The organism is Chitinophaga sp. W2I13 (assembly GCF_050434005.1).
GTDB lineage: Bacteria > Bacteroidota > Bacteroidia > Chitinophagales > Chitinophagaceae > Chitinophaga.
This window is the reverse complement of record NZ_JBNPWD010000001.1, coordinates 3,936,758-3,956,784: the sequence shown is the minus strand read 5'-3', so window position 1 is coordinate 3,956,784 and position 20,027 is coordinate 3,936,758. Positions and strand designations below refer to the sequence as shown.

The 20,027-nt window shown below is 46.6% G+C and carries 17 protein-coding genes; 4 read left to right on the top strand and 13 right to left on the bottom strand.

Annotated features, from left to right (window positions below; genetic code table 11):
• Positions 1 to 2: 2 nt before the first annotated feature.
• Positions 3 to 2,021 (bottom strand): LTA synthase family protein, encoded by a 2,019-nt coding sequence (locus tag QFZ48_RS16495; RefSeq protein ID WP_429051009.1) that lies wholly within the window; start codon positions 2,019 to 2,021, stop codon positions 3 to 5.
• A gap of 166 nt (positions 2,022 to 2,187) precedes the next feature.
• On the opposite strand from QFZ48_RS16495, the gene glmM reads away from it, so the two are divergent.
• A complete protein-coding gene (glmM, locus tag QFZ48_RS16490) occupies positions 2,188 to 3,570 on the top strand; it encodes a phosphoglucosamine mutase (RefSeq protein ID WP_429051011.1) in 1,383 nt (460 codons plus the stop codon).
• Between the two features lie 223 nt (positions 3,571 to 3,793).
• On the opposite strand, the gene QFZ48_RS16485 is transcribed toward glmM, so the two are convergent.
• From QFZ48_RS16485 to QFZ48_RS16465, 5 genes are all read right to left on the bottom strand, one after another.
• Positions 3,794 to 4,921 (bottom strand): cysteine desulfurase family protein, encoded by a 1,128-nt coding sequence (locus QFZ48_RS16485; RefSeq protein ID WP_370912283.1) that lies wholly within the window; start codon positions 4,919 to 4,921, stop codon positions 3,794 to 3,796.
• 191 nt (positions 4,922 to 5,112) lie between these two features.
• Positions 5,113 to 5,844, bottom strand: coding sequence for a LytR/AlgR family response regulator transcription factor (locus tag QFZ48_RS16480; RefSeq protein ID WP_079470552.1), 732 nt, complete (start codon positions 5,842 to 5,844; stop codon positions 5,113 to 5,115).
• Positions 5,841 to 6,938 carry a sensor histidine kinase gene (locus QFZ48_RS16475; protein WP_429063026.1) on the bottom strand — a complete coding sequence of 366 codons (1,098 nt, stop codon included), beginning with the start codon at positions 6,936 to 6,938 and terminating at the stop codon, positions 5,841 to 5,843. Before QFZ48_RS16475 ends, QFZ48_RS16480 begins: the two co-directional genes overlap by 4 nt.
• A 505-nt stretch (positions 6,939 to 7,443) precedes the next feature.
• On the bottom strand, positions 7,444 to 7,788 hold the full coding sequence (locus QFZ48_RS16470; protein ID WP_429063025.1) for a DUF4907 domain-containing protein: 345 nt from the start codon (positions 7,786 to 7,788) through the stop codon (positions 7,444 to 7,446).
• Positions 7,781 to 8,770: a Kelch repeat-containing protein gene (locus QFZ48_RS16465; RefSeq protein ID WP_370912280.1), complete on the bottom strand. Its 990-nt coding sequence runs from the start codon at positions 8,768 to 8,770 to the stop codon at positions 7,781 to 7,783. Before QFZ48_RS16465 ends, QFZ48_RS16470 begins: the two co-directional genes overlap by 8 nt.
• A 247-nt stretch (positions 8,771 to 9,017) precedes the next feature.
• Between QFZ48_RS16465 and QFZ48_RS16460 the strand changes: the two genes are divergently transcribed.
• Together QFZ48_RS16460 and QFZ48_RS16455 are read left to right on the top strand one after the other, a co-directional pair.
• Complete coding sequence (locus QFZ48_RS16460) at positions 9,018 to 10,352, top strand: DUF4270 family protein (RefSeq protein WP_429063024.1); 1,335 nt, start codon at positions 9,018 to 9,020, stop codon at positions 10,350 to 10,352.
• Positions 10,353 to 10,361: 9 nt separating this feature from the next.
• Positions 10,362 to 11,591, top strand: a complete 1,230-nt coding sequence (locus tag QFZ48_RS16455) for a hypothetical protein (RefSeq protein WP_429051019.1) — start codon at positions 10,362 to 10,364, stop codon at positions 11,589 to 11,591.
• Between the two features lie 230 nt (positions 11,592 to 11,821).
• Here the strand turns inward: QFZ48_RS16455 and QFZ48_RS16450 are convergent, their stop codons facing one another.
• Positions 11,822 to 13,186: a GH1 family beta-glucosidase gene (locus tag QFZ48_RS16450; RefSeq protein WP_429063023.1), complete on the bottom strand. Its 1,365-nt coding sequence runs from the start codon at positions 13,184 to 13,186 to the stop codon at positions 11,822 to 11,824.
• Positions 13,187 to 13,371: 185 nt separating this feature from the next.
• Here QFZ48_RS16450 and QFZ48_RS16445 point away from each other — a divergent pair, with 185 nt between their 5' ends.
• Positions 13,372 to 14,418 carry a formylglycine-generating enzyme family protein gene (locus QFZ48_RS16445; protein ID WP_429063022.1) on the top strand — a complete coding sequence of 349 codons (1,047 nt, stop codon included), beginning with the start codon at positions 13,372 to 13,374 and terminating at the stop codon, positions 14,416 to 14,418.
• Here the strand turns inward: QFZ48_RS16445 and QFZ48_RS16440 are convergent.
• The 6 genes from QFZ48_RS16440 to QFZ48_RS16415 all read right to left on the bottom strand — a co-directional run bounded on the left by QFZ48_RS16440 (position 14,401) and on the right by QFZ48_RS16415 (position 19,901).
• Complete coding sequence (locus tag QFZ48_RS16440) at positions 14,401 to 14,910, bottom strand: DsbA family protein (protein ID WP_429063021.1); 510 nt, start codon at positions 14,908 to 14,910, stop codon at positions 14,401 to 14,403. The genes QFZ48_RS16445 and QFZ48_RS16440 overlap by 18 nt on opposite strands.
• A 3-nt stretch (positions 14,911 to 14,913) precedes the next feature.
• Complete coding sequence (locus tag QFZ48_RS16435; protein ID WP_370912274.1) at positions 14,914 to 15,375, bottom strand: peroxiredoxin; 462 nt, start codon at positions 15,373 to 15,375, stop codon at positions 14,914 to 14,916.
• Between the two features lie 113 nt (positions 15,376 to 15,488).
• Complete coding sequence (locus QFZ48_RS16430) at positions 15,489 to 17,066, bottom strand: TonB-dependent receptor plug domain-containing protein (protein WP_429063020.1); 1,578 nt, start codon at positions 17,064 to 17,066, stop codon at positions 15,489 to 15,491.
• Between the two features lie 13 nt (positions 17,067 to 17,079).
• Positions 17,080 to 17,439: a BlaI/MecI/CopY family transcriptional regulator gene (locus QFZ48_RS16425; RefSeq protein ID WP_370912272.1), complete on the bottom strand. Its 360-nt coding sequence runs from the start codon at positions 17,437 to 17,439 to the stop codon at positions 17,080 to 17,082.
• A gap of 169 nt (positions 17,440 to 17,608) precedes the next feature.
• On the bottom strand, positions 17,609 to 18,748 hold the full coding sequence (locus QFZ48_RS16420; RefSeq protein WP_429063019.1) for a redoxin domain-containing protein: 1,140 nt from the start codon (positions 18,746 to 18,748) through the stop codon (positions 17,609 to 17,611).
• Between the two features lie 70 nt (positions 18,749 to 18,818).
• Positions 18,819 to 19,901 carry a redoxin domain-containing protein gene (locus tag QFZ48_RS16415; protein WP_429063018.1) on the bottom strand — a complete coding sequence of 361 codons (1,083 nt, stop codon included), beginning with the start codon at positions 19,899 to 19,901 and terminating at the stop codon, positions 18,819 to 18,821.
• Between the last annotated feature and the right edge of the window lie 126 nt (positions 19,902 to 20,027).

The following is a 20,027-nucleotide window of genomic DNA, read 5'->3' as shown; positions in this document are numbered from 1 at the left end:
AGCTATTTTTTATTATTAAACATCAAATATCGGGTGCTTTCGTAAAAGCCACGTGTTAAATTATCGAGGCTTTTCGCTGTATCCGGCTGCTGGGCACGGATATTCTTCAACGGGTCGCCCTTCAGATCATACAGAGCAGCAGCATCCGTAACCAGGTTGATTTCGTACAGGTAACGATCGCCCAATGTAGCGTAAAAAGGCATCTGATTACGCAGGTAGGTCATGAACACATATTTATCGTTTACCCGGGTGCTGTCAAACAGGTCTACGCCCAATGTATAATTTTTATATGGCATTCCCACCAGTTTTGCCACGGTAGGATACACATCCAGTAAGCTTCCCGGCGTATTAACCTGTTGCGGCGCCAGGTGCTTCGGACTGTACATAAATGCGGTTACATGCACGCCGCCGGTGGATAACTCATACTCCGGCAACGGCATAAAACTATATGGATTGAGCACACAGTTATGATCACCGAAAAATACAAAAATGGTGTTATCAAGATAGCCATCTTTGCGCGCCATATCAATAAGGTGCCCTACGTTATAATCTTCATACCTCAACGCATTGAACTGATCCACCGACACAAAGCCCGATTGTTTAAACTTTTTCATATCGAGGTCTTTCTCCGTCAGCTTCTTAAAATCGCCGGAGCCGCTGGTGGTGGTATACGGCGGGTGGTTATCTGCCAGCTGGAGGAACGCTACAAAAGGTTTCTTCTTATCATTATCTTCTTTAAAAATACCACTGGCCTCCGTGATGAGGTCGTAATCGGAAATACCCCATACATCGGCCTTTCCTGATTTGTACATCCCCTCTTCATAGATGCGGATACCTTCCACGTTATTGGTAAATACCGCGCGGATATTGGCCCAGTTGGTATTTCCGCCAAGCAGGTACAGTTTGTCGTATCCTTTGAACTGGTCCATCACAATACGTTGATCCAGCATTTTAGGATGACGGCTCGCTGTTTTTACCGCGGTAATGTCCGGTAAACCGGTGTGCACACCAAATACTGTTTTGGCGGTGCTGATAGCCGGCACATAAAAATTCTTAAACAGGATACCGCTGTCTGCCAGGCGCTGCATATGAGGCGTAGCCTGCATGGGATTTCCATACATACTGGTTACCGCCGCACCGGTAGATTCCAGCATCACCAATACTACATTGAGCCTGGGCTTGCTGCTATCGCCGGCAACGGTACGAACATAATTGAGATTATTAACATCCGTGGAATCCACTTTCAGGTAGGAAGCCAGGTAAGGATAATATTTTTTGGTGGCTTCCAGGTTGTAAGTATCTCCTTTTACGGAGAAGTTGGAAGCGAAATACAGGATGGGATTGAGTCCCAGGCTGGTTACGCCGTTATCACGGGTAAACATGGCCTGGCTCCAGCGCAGCGGGAAATAAGCGATATTCCCATAGATGCCGGCGGCAAACAGCAGCACCATCCCTATAACGTAGCCGGTAAAGGGCCAGTTACGCAGGTAAGTAACCGGCTGGGCGGCAAATTTTTTCCAGGTAGCCTTTTGCAAACGGTATACAAGGAACATGAACACCACAATTCCCAGGGCGCCCCGCACTACGGGGTAACTTTGCCATACCATCCTGGCATTGTCGGCCCGCTCCCCCTTTGCCAGGAACCTCAGTACAGAAGGATCTAGACGTTGTCCGAGATAGTCGTAATGACCCAGGTCAAGAATATATAAAAGCGTAAGTAACAGGTAAATAAGGAAAAAATAGATAAAACTGGTATTACGTATAGCCCTGGAGGTAAAAAATTTATTCCGGGTAATCAGCGTTAATAACAAGATGGGGATCATGAGGTAAAGTGCCAGCCGGAGATCAAATCTTAGTCCCAGGTTCCAGGCTTTGAGTATCGCTGCATGCTCTGTAATGGTTGTTTTAAAGAAAAACAGGTAAAATATAGCCCTGAACATCACCATTAACAGGAAGAGGTAAAGCGTTTGAACAAACACATAACGAATATACCGGGGTATATTCTTCCACGAGTATTGCATGTAACGTATAGCTGTTTTTTGAAAAGCGTAGCTGCAAATATAGTGAAAAGTGATGGCGGAAAATTGAAAAACAGGAATGACAGCAGCGTATTCGTGGTCATCTTTTCATAATTAGGATTTCTGGAATGGATTTTTTTATATTTGCCTTCCTTTAAAATTGAATCTTGTGGCACTGATCAAATCGATATCCGGCATACGCGGAACCATAGGCGGTAAGCCCGGCGAGGGGCTTTCTCCATTAGACGTGGTGAAATTTACTGCTGCCTACGGCACCTGGCTGAGCCGGCAAACAGACAACCGTAAGGTGGTAATAGGCCGTGATGGCCGTATTTCCGGCGAAATGGTAAAAAACCTGGTAGTATCCACCCTCAACGGGCTGGGGATTGATGTGATAGACCTCGGTTTATCCACCACCCCTACCGTGGAACTGGCGGTAACGATGGAAAATGCCGCAGGCGGTATTATTCTCACTGCCAGCCATAACCCCAGAGAATGGAACGCCCTGAAGCTGCTGAACAGCAAAGGCGAGTTCATTTCCGGTGAAGATGGTGCACAGTTGCTGGAAATAGCCGAACAGGAAGACTTTAATTTTGCAGATGTAAATAAGCTCGGCTCCTACACCGTCGACGATTCCTATCTGCAGAAACATATCGACCTGATCGTGAACTACCCATTGGTGGATGTGCCTGCCATTAAAGCACGTAACTTCAAAATTGTGGTGGATGCGGTAAATTCTACCGGCGCTATCTTTGTTCCACCTTTGCTGAAAGCATTGGGTGTGGAGGAAGTAGAAGTGCTGTTTGCAGAAGTAAACGGCAAATTCAGCCACAATCCGGAACCGCTGGCAGAAAACCTGACCGCTCTTTCCAATGAGGTAAATAAATCCAATGCCGACCTCGGTATTGCCGTTGATCCGGATGTAGACCGCTTATGCTTTGTTTGTGAAGATGGAAGCATGTTCGGCGAAGAATACACGCTGGTGGCTGTAGCCGATTACGTGTTAAGCAAAAGAAAAGGTAACACCGTTTCCAATATGTCTTCCACACAGGCGTTGAAAGACGTCACCCTCAAGCATGGTGGTGAATACACTCCCTCTGCAGTAGGTGAAGTGAATGTGGTAAAGAAAATGAAAGACACCAACGCGGTGATCGGGGGAGAAGGTAATGGCGGCATCATTGTGCCTGACCTGCACTACGGCCGCGATGCCCTGATCGGTATCGGGCTTTTCCTGAGCCATCTGGCGCACAGCAAAAAAAGCATCAAAGCTTTACGCAACAGCTATCCCGACTATTTCATCTCCAAAAATAAAATAGAGCTGGATAAAGGTGTGGATGTAAAAACTATCTTCGAAAAAATCAAGGTAAAGTATAAAAACCAGCCTTTAAATACCGAAGACGGATTGAAAATAGAGTTCGACAAAGACTGGGTACACTTGCGCACTTCCAATACAGAACCCATCATCCGTATATACGCCGAAAGCCAGAATGAAACTACGGCAGACAATATCGCCAAAAGGATCATGCAGGACATTAAAGAGTTTATGCACTAAATCGCCTTCGGCGGTGCGGATTTTGTCTTTCTCGCTGATTACGCTGATTTTACTGATTAGCTGGATTTTTACTTTTGGATTTTTTTGATTTTCTTAAAATAATAATTAAGGGAGATAAGAGCGAATATCCGCTTCTATCTCCCTTAATCCTTTATAAAATCCAAAAGTAAAAATCCAGGTAATCAGTAAAATCAGCGTAATCAGCGAGAAAGACAAAATCCGCTTACATCAATTCTTTCAGCCGCTCCACTACCTTGTCCACTTCTTCTTTGGTGTTATTTTTACAGAAGGAGAAGCGCACCGCAATTTGATTAGGATTGCTGTTGATGGCGCGAATAACGTGAGATCCCGCATTGGCGCCGGATGTACACGCACTGCCGCCGGAAGCGCAGATGCCGTTGATATCCATATTAAACAGGATCATCTCTGTTTTCTCAGATTTGGGAAAAGCCACATTCAATACAGTATACAAACTACGGCCATACAGGTCGCCGTTGAAAGCTACTTCAGGAATATGCTTTTGCAGTTGTTCTGCCATGTACATGCGCAGGCCATTGATATGTGCGCTGTGTTCTTCATGGTGTATGGTGGCCAGTTCCAGGGCTTTGGCAAAACCGATGATGCCATACAGGTTTTCGGTGCCGGCGCGCATGTTACGTTCCTGGCTGCCTCCCTGGATGAAAGGTGTTATCTTAACATTTTCATTGATGTACAGGATTCCAACTCCCTTGGGGCCGTGGAACTTATGCCCGGCGCCGGTGATGAAGTGTACAGGCGTATTACGCAGGTCAAAGGGGTAGTGACCTACGGTTTGCACGGTGTCTGAATGAAAAATGGCGTCAAACTCTTTGCAGAGGTTGCCCACGGCATGAATATCCAGCAGGTTACCGATTTCGTTATTGGCGTGCATGAGGGATACCAGGCAACGCTCCTGAGCATTCTGCAGCAGTTCACGCAGGTGGTCCATATCAATATGGCCGCTAGGCAGCACATTCACAAAGGAAAGGGCTATGCCATCGTGGTGATGCAGGTATTCTACGGTGTGCAGCGTAGCATGGTGCTCGATTGGCGAAGAAATGATATGCTTGCAGCCAAGATCCTTTACTGCCGCATTGATGGCCGTATTGCTGCTTTCGGTCCCGCCGGAGGTAAAGAAAATTTCTCCCGGATGTGCATTGAGTGTTTTGGCGACTGATTTACGCGCGTTTTCGATACCCAGTCTTGATTCCCGTCCGTAAGAATAGATAGAGGAAGGATTACCGAACTTTTCCGTCATAAATGGCAGCATTGCTTCCAATACCGCTGGATCCAGCGATGTGGTAGCTGCATTGTCGAAGTATATTCTTTCCAATGTTTGGTGGTTTTTGATAAAAGAATAATAATTAATGGTGGTTGGTGGTCTTAAAAGGAAGCGAAGTTCCGAAAATTTTGGGATTTTTGATTTTGGTTTTTTATGAACGGAAATTTAAAAGGAAACAGCCCGCCCAACCTGTTGAAGCGCGTTGTTTCCTTTTAACCCACATCTCCCGAAGGGAAAATATATTATGAATTTCTGTTAATCACGTCATAGAACCGGTCGCGGTACCCATCTGAAATAGGGATCGACTGGTTGGCGATCATCACGGTATTCTTCTCCACGCAGTTGATTTTATTCAGGGAAACGAGGTACGACCGGTGTACCCGGATGAATTTATCGGCCGGCAAACGGGTTTCAAATGATTTCAGGCTGCGCAGCGTGAGTACGGGCAGGTTTTGTGTATAAATCTTCGTATAGTCTTTCAGTGCTTCAATGAAAAGAATGTCTTCCAGATTGATCTTGATGATCTTGTATTCTGTTTTTATGAAGATGTAGTCATTTACCCATGCGGCGTCCATCGGGATGGCATTATTGCCGGCGCTTACATTTTTCTGCTGGGTGGCAGACCATGTTTCGCTGGCTTTGGCGGCCGCCTTCAGGAAGCGTTCAAAAGGAACGGGTTTCAGCAGGTAATCTACCACATCCAGGTTAAAGCCATCCAGGGCGTACTCTCCGTAGGCAGTGGTAAACACCACCATTGGCGGGTATTTGAGGGACTTCAGGAACTGGATACCCGTAATATCAGGCATTTTGATATCAAGGAATACCAGGTCTACCGGTTCATCCTGGATGAAGCGTAACGCGGTGGCCGCGTTTTCGAATTTACCTGCCAGGGTCAGAAAAGGAACCTTACGGATGTAGTCTTCCATGATTTCCAGCGCCAGCGGCTCGTCATCCACTGCAATACACTTTATCATTTTTTCAACGCAATTTTAAGATCAACAATAAATTGGTTCTCGGTTTCCGTGATATCAATCTCATGTTCATGCTCATAGAGCAATGCCAATCGTTTTAATACGTTGTCCAGGCCAACGCCCCCCCTTTCGGCTACCCGTTCTTTAAAGTGACTGTTCTTAACCGTTAATCTGATCATATTTTCAGTTGTAGCAATATCTATGTCTATAAAGGAATCTTCCGTGTAACTGATCCCGTGTTTAAACGCATTTTCCACAAAGGGCACCAGCAGCATAGGCTCTATCTCTACGCCATCTGCATTTCCGTTTAACTGGTAGGTGATCTCTATGTCCTTTGGTAACCGCAAACGTTGTATTTCAATGTAATCATGGAGGTATTTCAGTTCGTGCGACAGCAATACCCTGGCTTCATTGGACTCATAGATCATATAGCGCATAATGGTTGACAGCTTCAGAATGGCGTGTTCTGTTTGCGCCGATTGTTTATGCGCCAGCGAGTAAATAGTATTTAGACAGTTAAAAAGGAAGTGAGGATTAATCTGCGACTTTAAAAATTTTAATTCCGCATTTAATTTCTCCACTTTCAGCTCTTCCCGTTGTTTTTCACTTTTAAACCATTCGAGGGCAATCTTTATAAATCCGCTCATAAACAACATGAGCAAGGCAAAAAATCCGGATCTCCGCAGCACTTCCGGAAAAAACAGGTACTCCAGGATAGTTGGCGCATCCGGCTCCATTGGCGGCATTCCGGGCGGCAAGGGAGTAGCGGCTACACTGGCAACGGCAACACCGGCGGTATCGTTAGGCGTGTCTCTCGTCACAGTTGCCTGCTCAACAGGGATCGCCTCTGCACCCGCCATTCTTTCCCTGATCATCATACGACGACGTTGAAACGGCGGAAAGTCGTCGGATGTTACTTCTGAATTGTTAAATTTTTTATCCAGGCGAATAGCCATCATCGGATGCGCCCTGTGCGCATAATTCCGGAAGAAATAAAAATTTAAGACTGCCTGTTGCGCCGTAATAAAAACGATCAGCAAAACGATCGTGCTGAGATAAATAGCAATCTTTTTCCCGTTAAAAAAACGGGGGATCAACACATAAATATTGAGATAGAATATACCGATTAAAAACAGGTTGTCAATAAGTTCCTTAATAAAGAAACCTGTATGCAGAATCTGGATGCGATAAATGAAAAATGGAAAAAACAGAAAGCACGCCCAGCCAAGGATGTGCAGTGAAATGAGGAAGGGACGACTTTTGATAATCCGTTTAAAATTTAGCATCACATTATTTGATGCGATAAACTTACACCAGATAGGGTTAGGCTTGTGTTAAAATTTGTTAATCCGATATAAGGGTTTGTTAAATTTAATAAAGAAATTAAAAACAGCTTAAAAACGCGGAAATTGTCTTGGCTCAGAATTACGCTGATTATACTGATTACTTTGATTTTATTTTTTTTGATTTTATAAAGGATTTGGGAAGATAACAGCGGATATATTCGCGCCCATCTTCCCAAATCCTTTAAAATCCAAAGTGATCAAATCTCTAAATCAGTATAATCAGCGTAATCCTGAGCCAAGACAAAATCCGCGCGCGTTATTGCGCTTCCGGGATACCGATGGCTATTAATTCCTGCCGGGATACCGATGGTATTTTGTTCTGTGTCAGCTTCGCTGCCACGGCCTGCCCAACGCGCAGGGCGTGCTCCTTTGAACTGAAAACACGGTTGCCCGGAACGCCTGGAATGATATCCTGGTAGATGTAGGTATGTCCGTCTACGTTTACCTTATATCCCCATCCGTTGTGTATTTCAAAGGGCACCACCGCTACCGGAAGCATATCGCTGCCAGCGTCGTGTGGTCGCCGGTAAGATCTCCCCACCACAAAAGCCAGTATGATCACGGCTATACCGGCTATGATAATGATATTACGCTTAGTCATTTTTATTGTACTCTGCACTAGGATTAAATTCCCATAAATCATCCAGCGACAGGCTGGAGCTGGCGCCCAAACCTACAAAGCCACGGTCTTTTATACCAAAGCCTACTGCACCCGACCGGGCAGCACCTTCAAAAGCGGTTTTCTGCACCCAACGGTCGGTACCCGGAGTGTATTCCCACACTGCGGCGGAATAGCCACCCTTAATACCGGAAACGATGTAGCCTTTGCCTTGCATAGAGAACGCGGCGGCAGAACTGCCTGCAAAGTTATAGTCATCATCAAAGCTATCGTCGCTTACATTGGAAATCTGGTTCAGCGTCGTCCACGTAGTTCCGTCGAATGAATAGAAGTCGGTTACATTAGCAGCATTGGCGGTACCCATACAAACATAGGCTTTGTTGCCGATCACAAACGCCGAAGCATCTGTTCTCTTGCCGCTGTTCATGCTTTCTACCTGCGTCCACGCATTGGTACCCGGATCATATTGCCAGTTATCCTTTAACCAGTTGCCATCATAACCGGTAGTAATAAAGCCTTTATCGTTCAGTGCAAAAGCCACCGCGCCATAACGGGCAGTACCCTTAAAAGGAGCTTTCGCTGTCCAGCTGTTGGCAGCTGGATCGTATTCGTAAAAATCATTCAGTTTATTTAATCCGTCGTAACCGGTACCTACATACCCTTTACCGGCCATAGCCATGCCAACGGCTCCGTTACGGGCCACACCGGTAAACGGCGCTACCTGTGTCCACTGGTTCTGATCCACGTTATATACCCAGAAATCCTGTAACCTTTCAGTTCCATCATAGCCGGTACCTACATAAGCTTTATTATCAATTACAAAGGAAGCTGCCGAGCTCCTGGCAACGCCTTCATACTGAGAGCGCTTAACCCAGTTTCCTACCAGCGTAGTAGTATCTGAACCTTTCGAACAGGCTGCCAGGGAAGCCATCAATAATAAACTATAACCTTTTAAATATCGCATTAGCATGTTCTTTTTACTAGCGCCAAAATTATCCGCAGGAGCATTCCGGCAAACAGGAAATAGCTGTTCCCCTGTTTTTAGCGGACGGATACCGTTATTTCATCTACCAGTTGGTTTCTTTCGCCTGAAATGCCTGTTGCTGCGCTATTGGCGGCATAAAGGATATATTTCGTTATTCATCGATGAATTTTGGCCGTTGGCATATTAAAGGAACTGAAAGTATCGATCCTGTCTAAAATTGCGCACCATGAACAATACCATGTATCACTTATTTTTCAGGCGTACGGCAGGGAATTTACGCAGGTATCTTCCGGCGCTTTTACTGGTGGCTGCTGTTTCTTCCTGCCAAAAAACAGGCTTTACCTATAATAATGTTGTAGATAATAATCAGAATACAGATTACATCCTGACCGACACACTTACCGTAAATGTGAAAACCGTGCAGCAGGATTCTGTACCCACCTCGGGAGTAGAAGTGCTGTTGGCCGGTAAAAATACCGATCCGCTTTTTGGCACCGCCACCATACAATCCTTTTTCCAGATAGCACAACCTGCCGCCGTGGAAATTCCGGCGAATGGCTCTGCATACGATTCAATGGTATTGATGATGCGCCCCAACGGTTACATCGCCGGCGATTCCACCATACCACAGGAACTCCAGGTATACCGGGTAACATCTACCATACAGACCGCAAAAAATTTCTATTACCTGTACAACAACAGCAGCTTCTCAACAGAAAGTACCCCAATAGGCAGCTTCAACGGCCTTATACGGCCCGGTACCGACACCATCGTTACCGTACATATGTCCGATCAGCTGGGCAGTCAGCTATTTACTATGCTGGTTAACAAAAGTCCGGATATCACCGCCAATAATACTTTCCTCGAATTTTTTAAAGGTCTGAATGTACGGGGTGGCCCCAATAGCAAAGCCGTTAGCGGCTTTCGTGCTACAGAAAATTATCTCGTAATGCGGTTATACTATCATGTCAACGAAATTATTACCACCGTTAAATATGTTGATTTTAAAATGCAGGCATCTAACCTGCAATTCAACCAGGTAGTAGCAGATCAGACCGGCACGCCACTGGCGCCGCTTACAGGCAACGTTAAAGAACTTTCCTCCGCCAGCACCGGCAACAGGGTGTTCACCCGGCCTATCACGGGATCGGCTACACGAATAGATATCCCTTATATCAAGAACCTCGTGTACATGGGGCAGTTCTTTAAAATAATGAAAGTATATATGACGCTAAAACCGGTCCTCGGCAGCTACACAGATAGCCGCCTTCTACCGAGAATGGCACTGTGCGAGGTGAATAAACTGAATGATGTAACAGATACCCTTACTTATGGTCAACTGACAGTAGATAAACTGTATGATAAAAATACCAATTACACCTTCGACATCACCAACTATGTAACAAAAGAACAAACTGTCAGCGATGTCGACTCCCGCGGCCTTTTGCTTACACCAAGTGCTACCGACAGCAGAACAACGCTGGACAGGCTGGTTACCGGTGATCAGAAGAATACGCAAAACCAGCTTAAAATACAGTTATACTACCTGTTGTATAAATAAAGGACACTCATGCGAATAAAAATATATAGCGGATTAATCTTACTCCTGTTGTGCACGGCTACCGTAAAAGCGCAACGTGGCCTTAATTCCATTTATTCTGCCTACGGCATAGGCGACCTGGAATCGAGGGATTACAGCCGCAATTTCGGACTGGGAAGCACCGGCATCGGCCGCAGGCACTCCGGTTATCTCAACGAACTCAATCCCGCTTCCTATAGCGCACTGCCTCCGCAAAACTTTATGTTTGATGTGTCGCTGAAAGCACAACAGATAAATTATAGTGGCAATAATATTTCACAAAGCGCCGGGGATATTAACTTTAAACGGCTCGCACTTGGATTCAAAGCAGCTAAATGGTGGGGCATCGGCGCAGGTATCACACCTTTCAGCACGATTGATTACAAACTGGAAAACCAGCAATTTGTAACCGGTACCGGCAGCCCCGTAACCGCCACTACTACCGGCACCGGCGGGTTCAACAGGGCCTATATCTCCAACGGGTTCCAGATCAGCAAAAACTTCTCCGCCGGCGTATCCACCGCTTTCTTATTTGGCCCGCTGAATACTACACAATACATTGGTTCTGACTCCTTACAAACACAGCACAATAAATATGGGTTCAAACCTAACTTTACAGCCGGCGCACAATATGCAGGAAAAATAGGTAAAGACTGGCAACTGGGACTGGGCGCCACTTATCGCTTCGAAACAACAATGAAACTCCAGGAAAAACTGAATATCGTTAACCAGGACGGCACGTCGTTGTATCAGAAAGACCAGGACCCTTCTTTCTTCACCCTGCCCGCAGAATACGGCGCTGGTCTGAGCCTTACCAACGGTACCATTACCTGGGTGGCAGACTACCGCCATTCACTGTGGAACTCACTGAATGAAAAAGGCGCTACCTACCGCTACCAGGACGGAGAACGGTATTCTACCGGTGTAGAATATACGATTAAACGGCATTACTATAACCAAAGCTTTGAAGGAGCCGTGTTACAGGCCGGATTTGCTTATAATAAAACCCCGCTGGTAATAGGCAGCACGCAAATCACCGATATCTCGGGCACACTAGGCGTATCACTCCCCAATAAAAACGGGCAGCTCAGATACTACATCGGCCTGGAAGCCGGGCAACGCGGAAAAGAAGGCACGGCACTGGTCAAGGAAACTTATGTCAACGCCGTATTCAACTTCAGCTTGCGCGATATCTGGTTCTTCAAACGCCTGGCACAATAGCGCGGATTTTGTCTTGGCTCAGGATTACGCTGATTATACTGATTAGTTTGATTTTTACTTTTGGATTTTTTTTGGATTTTTAGATTAATAATTAAGGGAGATAAAAGCGAATATCCGCTTCTATCTCCCTTAATCCTTTATAAAATCAAAAAAGTAAAAATCAAACTAATCAGTATAATCAGCGTAATCCTGAGCCAAGACAAATTTCGCATCGCCGAAGGCGATCTCCGCTATAATCCCGCCGACAGCAGCTCGCGGAACCAGTAGCCGGAGTCTTTAATCATCCGCTGTTGTGTATCAAAATTTACGTACACCAGGCCAAAGCGTGCACGGTAGCCTTCGGCCCACTCGAAGTTGTCGGTGAGGGTCCAGGCGAAATAACCGTCTACCGGAATCCCTTCTTTCTTTGCTTTCAGTACGGCAGCAAGATATTCCTGGAAGTAGCTGATGCGGGCTGTATCCGCAATACGGCCATCGGCGCCGGGGATATCCGGGAAAGCGGCTCCGCCTTCAGTAACGATCAGTTTTTTCACTCCTTTGTAACCGGCAAACTGCCGGAGAATTTCGTATAACCCATTGCCGTTAATCTCCCATCCCAGTCCTGTTAGCGGTACATTCCTGTACCTGGCCTTCACCTCAGAGATCCTTACCACCGGCATGAAAGTGTTGTACTTTACTACCAGCGGAAAATAATTCTGCACACCAATAAAATCAAAATTAAAGGCCAGCCGGTCCCAGTCGCGCCACAGGGCGTAGCGACGTTCAATACGTTTAAGCAACGGAAAATCTGCTACCGGGTATCCCATCCCCAGCGAGGGTTCCAGGAACAAGCGGTTAAACAGTGCATCTGCACGGCGCGCGGCCATCAGGTCGGCATCGCTGTTGCTGTTGGGAATAATCTGTGAGCACGACAATGCCGTGCCGATATTGGCGCCGGCAACTTCTTCCCGGAGTACCCGTCCGCCTTCCGCCTGCGCCATCACCGCATGGTGCACCGCCGGCAAAAACCAGGAAAGGCCAAATTTGCCAGGTGCATGCACACCCAGCATATAACCAAGGGCGGTAAACCCGAAAGGCTCATTCATCACAATCCAGTTCTTCACTTTATTCCCGAATTCACGGGCACATACCCGTACAAATTCTTCAAAAGCAAAAACAACACCCCGGTGGCCCCAGCCACCTTTATGCTCCAGCGCCTGGGGCAAATCCCAGTGATACAGCGTTACATAAGGCTCCAGCCCCAACTCCAGGCACGCGTCTATTACCCGGTGGTAAAAGTCGATCCCGGCAGGATTTACCGCACCGGTGCCTTTAGGCATGATGCGTGACCACGACAATGAAAAACGGAAAACGGAAAAGCCCAGCAGCTTTGCCAGCAGGATATCCTGCGTGTAGCGGTTATAAAAATCGGTAGCGGTTTGTGCGTGGCTTTTATCTTTGATCTTGCCCTTACGGCCGGTGAAAGTATCCCAAATAGAAGGCCCTTTGCCATCGGTATCGAAGGCACCTTCATTCTGAAATGCGGAAATAGTAACCCCCCAGAGAAAATCGTCCCCGAAATCCTTTCGGGTAAAGGGTACGGCAGTTGTTTGCATATGCAATACCTGTAACCGGGGCCAAGTGCTTCCCGAAACAGCATGCAGTTTACAACAGTTTTCGGGGAAATTTAATTATATAATTGTTAACGGGTAATTACGGTGTGAAAGTCCGCCGTGAAAATTTCGCAAAAGCTGTTTTAATATCCTATTTTTGGAAGCCTACTAAATTGATAGACAAATATATGTTTAAGATAAACCTATTGCTTGGCCTTGCATTCCTGAGCGCCTGTGCGGGCAATCCGGGAAAGCAGGATGCAGCTGCCGGCGGAAAGGACTCACTGAATAAAATGGTACTGATACCGGCGGGAACTTTTACGATGGGAGCCGACGATTCAACCGGTATGGCAGATGAATATCCCAAACACACGGTGGATATCGCCGGGTTCTGGATGGATGAACATGAAGTAACCAACGCCGAATTTGCACAGTTTGTGGCGGCAACAGGATATGTAACTACTGCCGAAAAGCCCATCAGCAAAGAAGAATTGCTGGCCAGCCTGCCGCCCGGAACACCGGAACCCGACAGCGCGGCATTGGCAGGAATGATGGCGCCGGGAGCCCTGGTATTCACGCCTCCTGATCATGCTGTTCCTTTTAATGATATTTCCCAATGGTGGTCGTTTGTACCAGGCGCCACCTGGCAGCATCCCGAAGGACCAGCCAGTAATATCGATAAGCGGGAAAATGAGCCGGTAACGCAGGTGTCGTGGCTGGATGCACAGGCTTATGCCAAATGGGCCGGGAAACGCCTTCCTACGGAAGCCGAATGGGAATACGCGGCACGTGGCGGTCTCTCAGGCAAAATATATCCCTGGGGAACCGAAGCCTTAACCAGCGGCCAACCTAAAGCCAACACCTGGAACGGTAACTTCCCCTACCATAATACCAAAACAGATGGTTACTACGGGCTTGCGCCAGTGAAATCGTATAGCCCTAATGGTTACCAGTTATATGACATGTCCGGCAATGTGTGGGAATGGTGTGAAGACTGGTACGACGCCAATTATTATATCCAGGGAGAAAAAGGGGTGAAGAATCCGGCCGGACCGGCAGCAGGATTTGATCCGGACGATCCGGGCCAGGCCAAGCGCGTCATCCGGGGAGGCTCCTTTATGTGCAGTGATGAATATTGCCGGGGATACCGGGTATCTGCACGTATGAAAAGCACGCCTGAATCGGGCCTGGCCAATCTTGGCTTCCGCTGCGTGCGTTCACTTGTCCAGAAATGACGGCAATTCGCGGTAGTCGCCGTTATAACGTTTGCCGTTTACATAAAAAGTGGGCGTACCATTCACGCCGCTGCGAACACCGCTTTCAAAGTCGGCTTCCACCCTGCTCAGTAGTTTGGGGGATTCCATGTCTTCCCTGAATTGCCTCAGATCCAATCCGAGACTGGTGGCCAGCTGCAATAGCAACCCTTCAGTCAAATCAGACTGACGGGCGTAGATCGCATCATGCATTTCCCAGAATTGGTTTTGCCGGCTGGCGGCCTCCGCTGCGAGCGCAGCATCCATCGCATATTCATGGGCTTCAGACAAAGGGAAATTACGGAACACAAAACGGAGCCGGGTGCCCAGTTGTTCCCGCAACTGTTTTATAATAAAAAAAGCTTCGCCGCAGAAAGTGCATTGAAAATCTCCGTATTCTACCAGTTCAATAGCTGCATCAGGTTTGCCTAGCACATGATCCGTAGCATTTACCGGCGGGATGAGGGTGGGCATATCTTATTTATTTTTGAGGTTTTCCAATGCTTCGAGGATACCATCTGCACCGGGGTTTTCATTTACCGGCGATAAATAGCTCCACTGGATAATGCCGTTGGCGTCTATTACAAACAAGGCACGTTTACTCACCCCAAACTTTTCTTCATATACACCGTAAGCAATGGAAACGGCGCCTTTCGGCTCAAAATCGGAAAGCAGGTCGAAGTGGATCTGGCGGGCGCTGGCAAATGCCTGATGACACCAGGCGCCATCTACCGAAATACCCAGCAACACCGCATTGTACTTTTCGAAATAGGGCAGTATTTCGTTATACAACGCCATCTGATCGCTGCATACAGGGCTCCAGTCGGCCGGGTAAAAAGCCAGGATAACATTTTTTCCGCGAAGGTCTTTTAAATGCACCTTCTTTTCAGGAGTGGCATCCAGCGTGAAATCGGGAGCAGTTTCGCCTTTCTGTAACATAAGCAATGAGTTCTTAACCCTATATAAACAGCTATTGCGGAATAATGTTGTGCAGAAACAAAAATGCCACGGTGGCGGACCGTGGCTTTTTGTTCTGCTGTTGCTATTATTTTCTATTTTATGTTGCTGGTATCGGATTTCACATTTATTCCCGATTGGGTGTTTTTGTCCGCATTTGCTTTTGTGTTGATGTAAATAATTCCTCCTGGTTGCGGTGTGCCTTTATAAACGGCTTTACCGCCCTTCACTACATCTACCGACTGGATGACGCCTGGCGGTATGGCCGCGGCTTCTTCATGGGTTACTTTTTTCCCATCTACTACTATCAATGCATCAGCGGGAAAAGCATTGTTGCTTCCGAGTCCGATAACTTTACCTTCTAAGGGCCGGCCCCCTTTCTTTTCCCCGTATCCTTCCACCGTAACTTCTGAGAGCTTGTCATCAGAACCTTTGCCTTTCACAGTCTCTGTGCCTTTCATAGTAACGAGAATTACGCCGTTCTTTCCACGTGTGCCATACAACGAGGTGGCAGAGCCGTCTTTCAGCACATTGATGGCTTCAATCCTGTTAGGGTCAATACCTTCAATTGATTCCGCAACTTTACCATCAATTATATAGAGCGGTGCATTGGCGGGGTCTATTCCCCGAAGAGTCATACTACCGCTCAGTTTGACTTCCGGCGCTGGTACTTCTTTTACTTTTGCCGGTGGTGTCGGTTTAGCCACCTTTATTTTAGGTGGCGCCGGCGGAGGTGGAGGAAGTGGTGGCGCCGGCGGAGATGGCGGTACAGTGTCCTTGACGATAACAAGGGCTAAAGGATTAACGGAAGGCGCCTTGGTGTAATTGAGCGACAAAACGGTTCCACCTACCAGCAGTCCTAATACCAGGTAACGCGCCATTTGATAACGTGATGACTTTTTGCTGTTCATCATGATGATCCTGTTTTTTAGATGTGAGAAATTGAAATTGTTTGCGATGGCCGTCGCATATGGGATCCCACTTACTTTAATTAAATTGTATTGATAGGCGGTTTTATCCACACCCTGCTTCAGCAGGTACCTGTCTGTTATAAACTCCAGGTTTTCACGGATGGCTGTTTTCATCAGCCATGCGCCGGGATTGAACCAGTAAAAAATGTTATTAAGTTCTCCTAACACCACATCCACGCTGTGCCACTGCTGTACATGCACTTTTTCATGACGCAGTATAGCGGGCAGCTCCTCAGGTTGATGAAGTACCGGATTGATATAGATATTCCGGAAAAAAGAAAAAGGATTCACCGGTTGCCGCAATACCTGCACCGGGATATCGGCTATTTCACTGCGTTGCGAGGTCCGGTGTATCTTCCATAAGGATAACAACTGGAAACAAAAACGTATAGCCATTACAGATACCCCTGTCCAGAAAATATACACCAGTAGTGTCCAGATCGTGAACACCGGTGCAGGCGCCCGCCAGCCGGCCAGATCCGGAACATAGGTCATGACGTTGCCCGCCAGCACTTCATGCCTGTTTACAAACGCATCAATGGGAATTAAGGGAAACAGGGACGAAAAGACAATACCGGTGAGCAGGAACAACCTGTTCCCGGTATAAAAGGTAAGCCTGCGCAAACCAAAGCGGTAAGCGAGAAAAAATAAGGTGAGTGCGATATTTGCCTTTAAGAGGTATATTAAAATAGCAGGTACCATGGCTGTAATTTTATTATTTACCTTTTTCTATCATGTTGATAATTTCCTTTAACTCATCCGGGCTGATCTTTTTCTCTTTCGCGAAAAAAGACACCAGCTCTTTGTAGGAGTTTTCGAAATAGTCTTTTACAAAGCCATTCATAAACTTCTGTTTATAAGCTGCTTCTTCCATAACCGGCGTATATTCATATACGTTACCCACTTTCCGGCTTTCCACAAATCCCTTTTTCTCCAGGTTCTTAATCGTAGAAGCCAATGTAGTATAAGGCGGCGCCGGAGCGCTGTGCGCTTCCAGGAAGTCTTTCACAAAACCTTTCCCTACTTTCCAGATAGCCAGCATGGCCGTTTCTTCTTGCTGGGTAAGTTTTTCCATACAAATGAATATTTTGAATTACGATTCTTTCGTAAATCTACGAATGTTTCGTAGATAAACAAATTTTTTTTTTAGATAAATGATCTTAGCAGGCAAAATTGTTTAAAAAAGAAAGAGGTGCAAGGATAAACCCTGCACCTCTTGATATGTTTCTCCCGAGGGGAAATTATTACTTCAATATTTCTTCCAGCTTGGAGGCCAGTTCCTCACCACGCAGGTTTTTCGCTACGATCTTTCCTTTAGGATCAATCAGTACATTCTGCGGGATGGCACGCACGCCGTAAAGGTCTGCTGCTGCATTCTTCCAGCCTTTCAGATCGGAAACATGCGTCCAGGTGAGCTTATCTGCATCAACAGCAGCCAGCCATTTGTCTTTTTTGTCATCCAGGGAAACACCGAGGATTTCAAAGCCTTTGGACTTAAATTTATCGTATGCCTTTACCACGTTAGGGTTTTCTGCACGGCAGGGACCGCACCAGCTGGCCCAGAAATCAACCAATACATATTTACCACGGAAAGACGACAGGCTGATGTCCTTACCATTGGCATCTGCCTGGGCGAATTCAATAGCAGGCTGACCAACCGCCGTTTTACGGGCAGCCTCAAGACGCTTGGAGAATTCTTTACCTGAAGGTGAATTCTTTGCTTCCTTACTTAATTTCTTGAACAGCGGTGTAACTTCAGCAGGTTTTATATCGTAACCGGCTACCTGGTTTAACAGGAACATCGCAATAGGAGAATTGGTATTTTTAGAAAGAAAATCGTTCTCAATTTTTTTCTCTTCTGTATCTAACGAATCATATGCTGCTTCCAGTTTCTTAATCCCTTCTTCATCCTTATTCTTCGCAAGTTCACGGTATTGTTTCTGCAAAGCTGCACCTTTCTCATTTACATCTTTCAGCAGTTCATTCAGATTTTTGTAATCATCGTTTGCTTTAGAGCCCGTAACAGTAGCTTTGCTGATAGAATCAGTAGTGCTGATAGTGATAACGCCTTTATCCAGGAAAACCGCCAGCATATCACGTCCCATCGACATTGGCTTTTCTGAACCTTTTTGTACCAGCATCAGGCTGGCCAAACCGGCTTCTTCCAAAGTTCCGTTAAAGGTAAATTTGCCGTCTTTGATCTGCGCGCTGTCCATGAAGTTCTCACCGCCCTTGCGCATCCTGAGATAAACAGTAGCCGGATTCTGTTGCTGGGAAACAGTTCCCTGTATAGTATAAGGTTTTCCTGCAGTTGCGTCTTTCTTATCCTGGGCAAACATGAACCCCGGCACTAAAAGGGCAACACCTATAATCGCTTTTTTCATTGGTTTTTGTTTTACGAATAACAAATTTGTAAAATCCGCCGCTCTTTAGCAACCTGATTTTGATAAGCGGCTATTTTAACAACTGCTCCAGCTTCGCCTCCAGCTCTTCCCCACGGAGATTGCGGGCGATAATTTTCCCGGCAGGATCTACCAGGAAGTTGGTGGGAATAGACTGAACGCCATACTGCACCGCTACTTCATTGCCCCAGCCTCGCAGGTCAGATACCTGGGTCCAGGCCAGTCCATCCTGGCTGATAGCCCGTAACCAACGATCACGGTTGTCATCCAGCGAAACGCCCAAAATGGTGAAGTTTTTATCCTTGAACCTGTTATAAGCCTTTACTACATTAGGATTCTCCTGGCGGCAGGGACCACACCAGCTCGCCCAGAAATCAACCAATACGTACTTACCACGGAAAGACGATAATTTTACCGGATTCCCTTTGGTATCCTCCTGCGAAAAATCGTCTGCGGCCACATTCAACACATTTGCTTTCAAACTTTTTACATAGGCGGTTACGCTTTGTCCGTACGAACTTTCCTGCACCGACTTATCCAGTGATTCAAACAATTGCCTGAACTCCTCCGGTTCCAGCCTGCTGCGCAGCTCATTCATCATCAGCCATATACTGGCAATACTCTTTGGATGTGAGGTAATAAACTGCTTACCAGTGTTCACCACCTCCCGGCTGAATGTCTCCGCTTTCTTACGAAAGGCATTCTTCCCTGGCTCATCCTCGGGGTTAATCTGCTTTGCTTCGTTGTTCAGCTCCTGCGCCTGTTTGATCAAAGGCTCAAATGCCTTCTGGTACTCCTGCATCGCCAGCGTATTCGCATTTCCCTTCACGGAAGTAGCAATAGGATAAGTAGCCACGGAAGTAGTAAACTGAACAGGCTCATTCCCTGTTACAAACAACATCGGGTAATTTACATCCCGCAGGATCAACGCATACACTGCTGGCTCCTTGCCACTTTTTACACGGAAGCTGAACTGCTCATTCTTTATCACCACCGAATCATCCGGGTTATTATCCTGGTCGTCAAAAAGATAAATGGTTTTGCCGTTGCCTCCCCTCACAACACCCGACACCTGCTGGGCATTCACACCTGCGAAAACCAACACCGCACCGGCTAACAGTAAAATCTGTTTCATTACAAATTATTTTAATTAGTTAGTGGGGTGTAATATACGAAGAGATTTTTTTATGGCGAGGGGTGCCGGCTTCGCCAGCACTAAATTGTCTTATTGCATGATTTAGTTGATTATACTGATTACCAT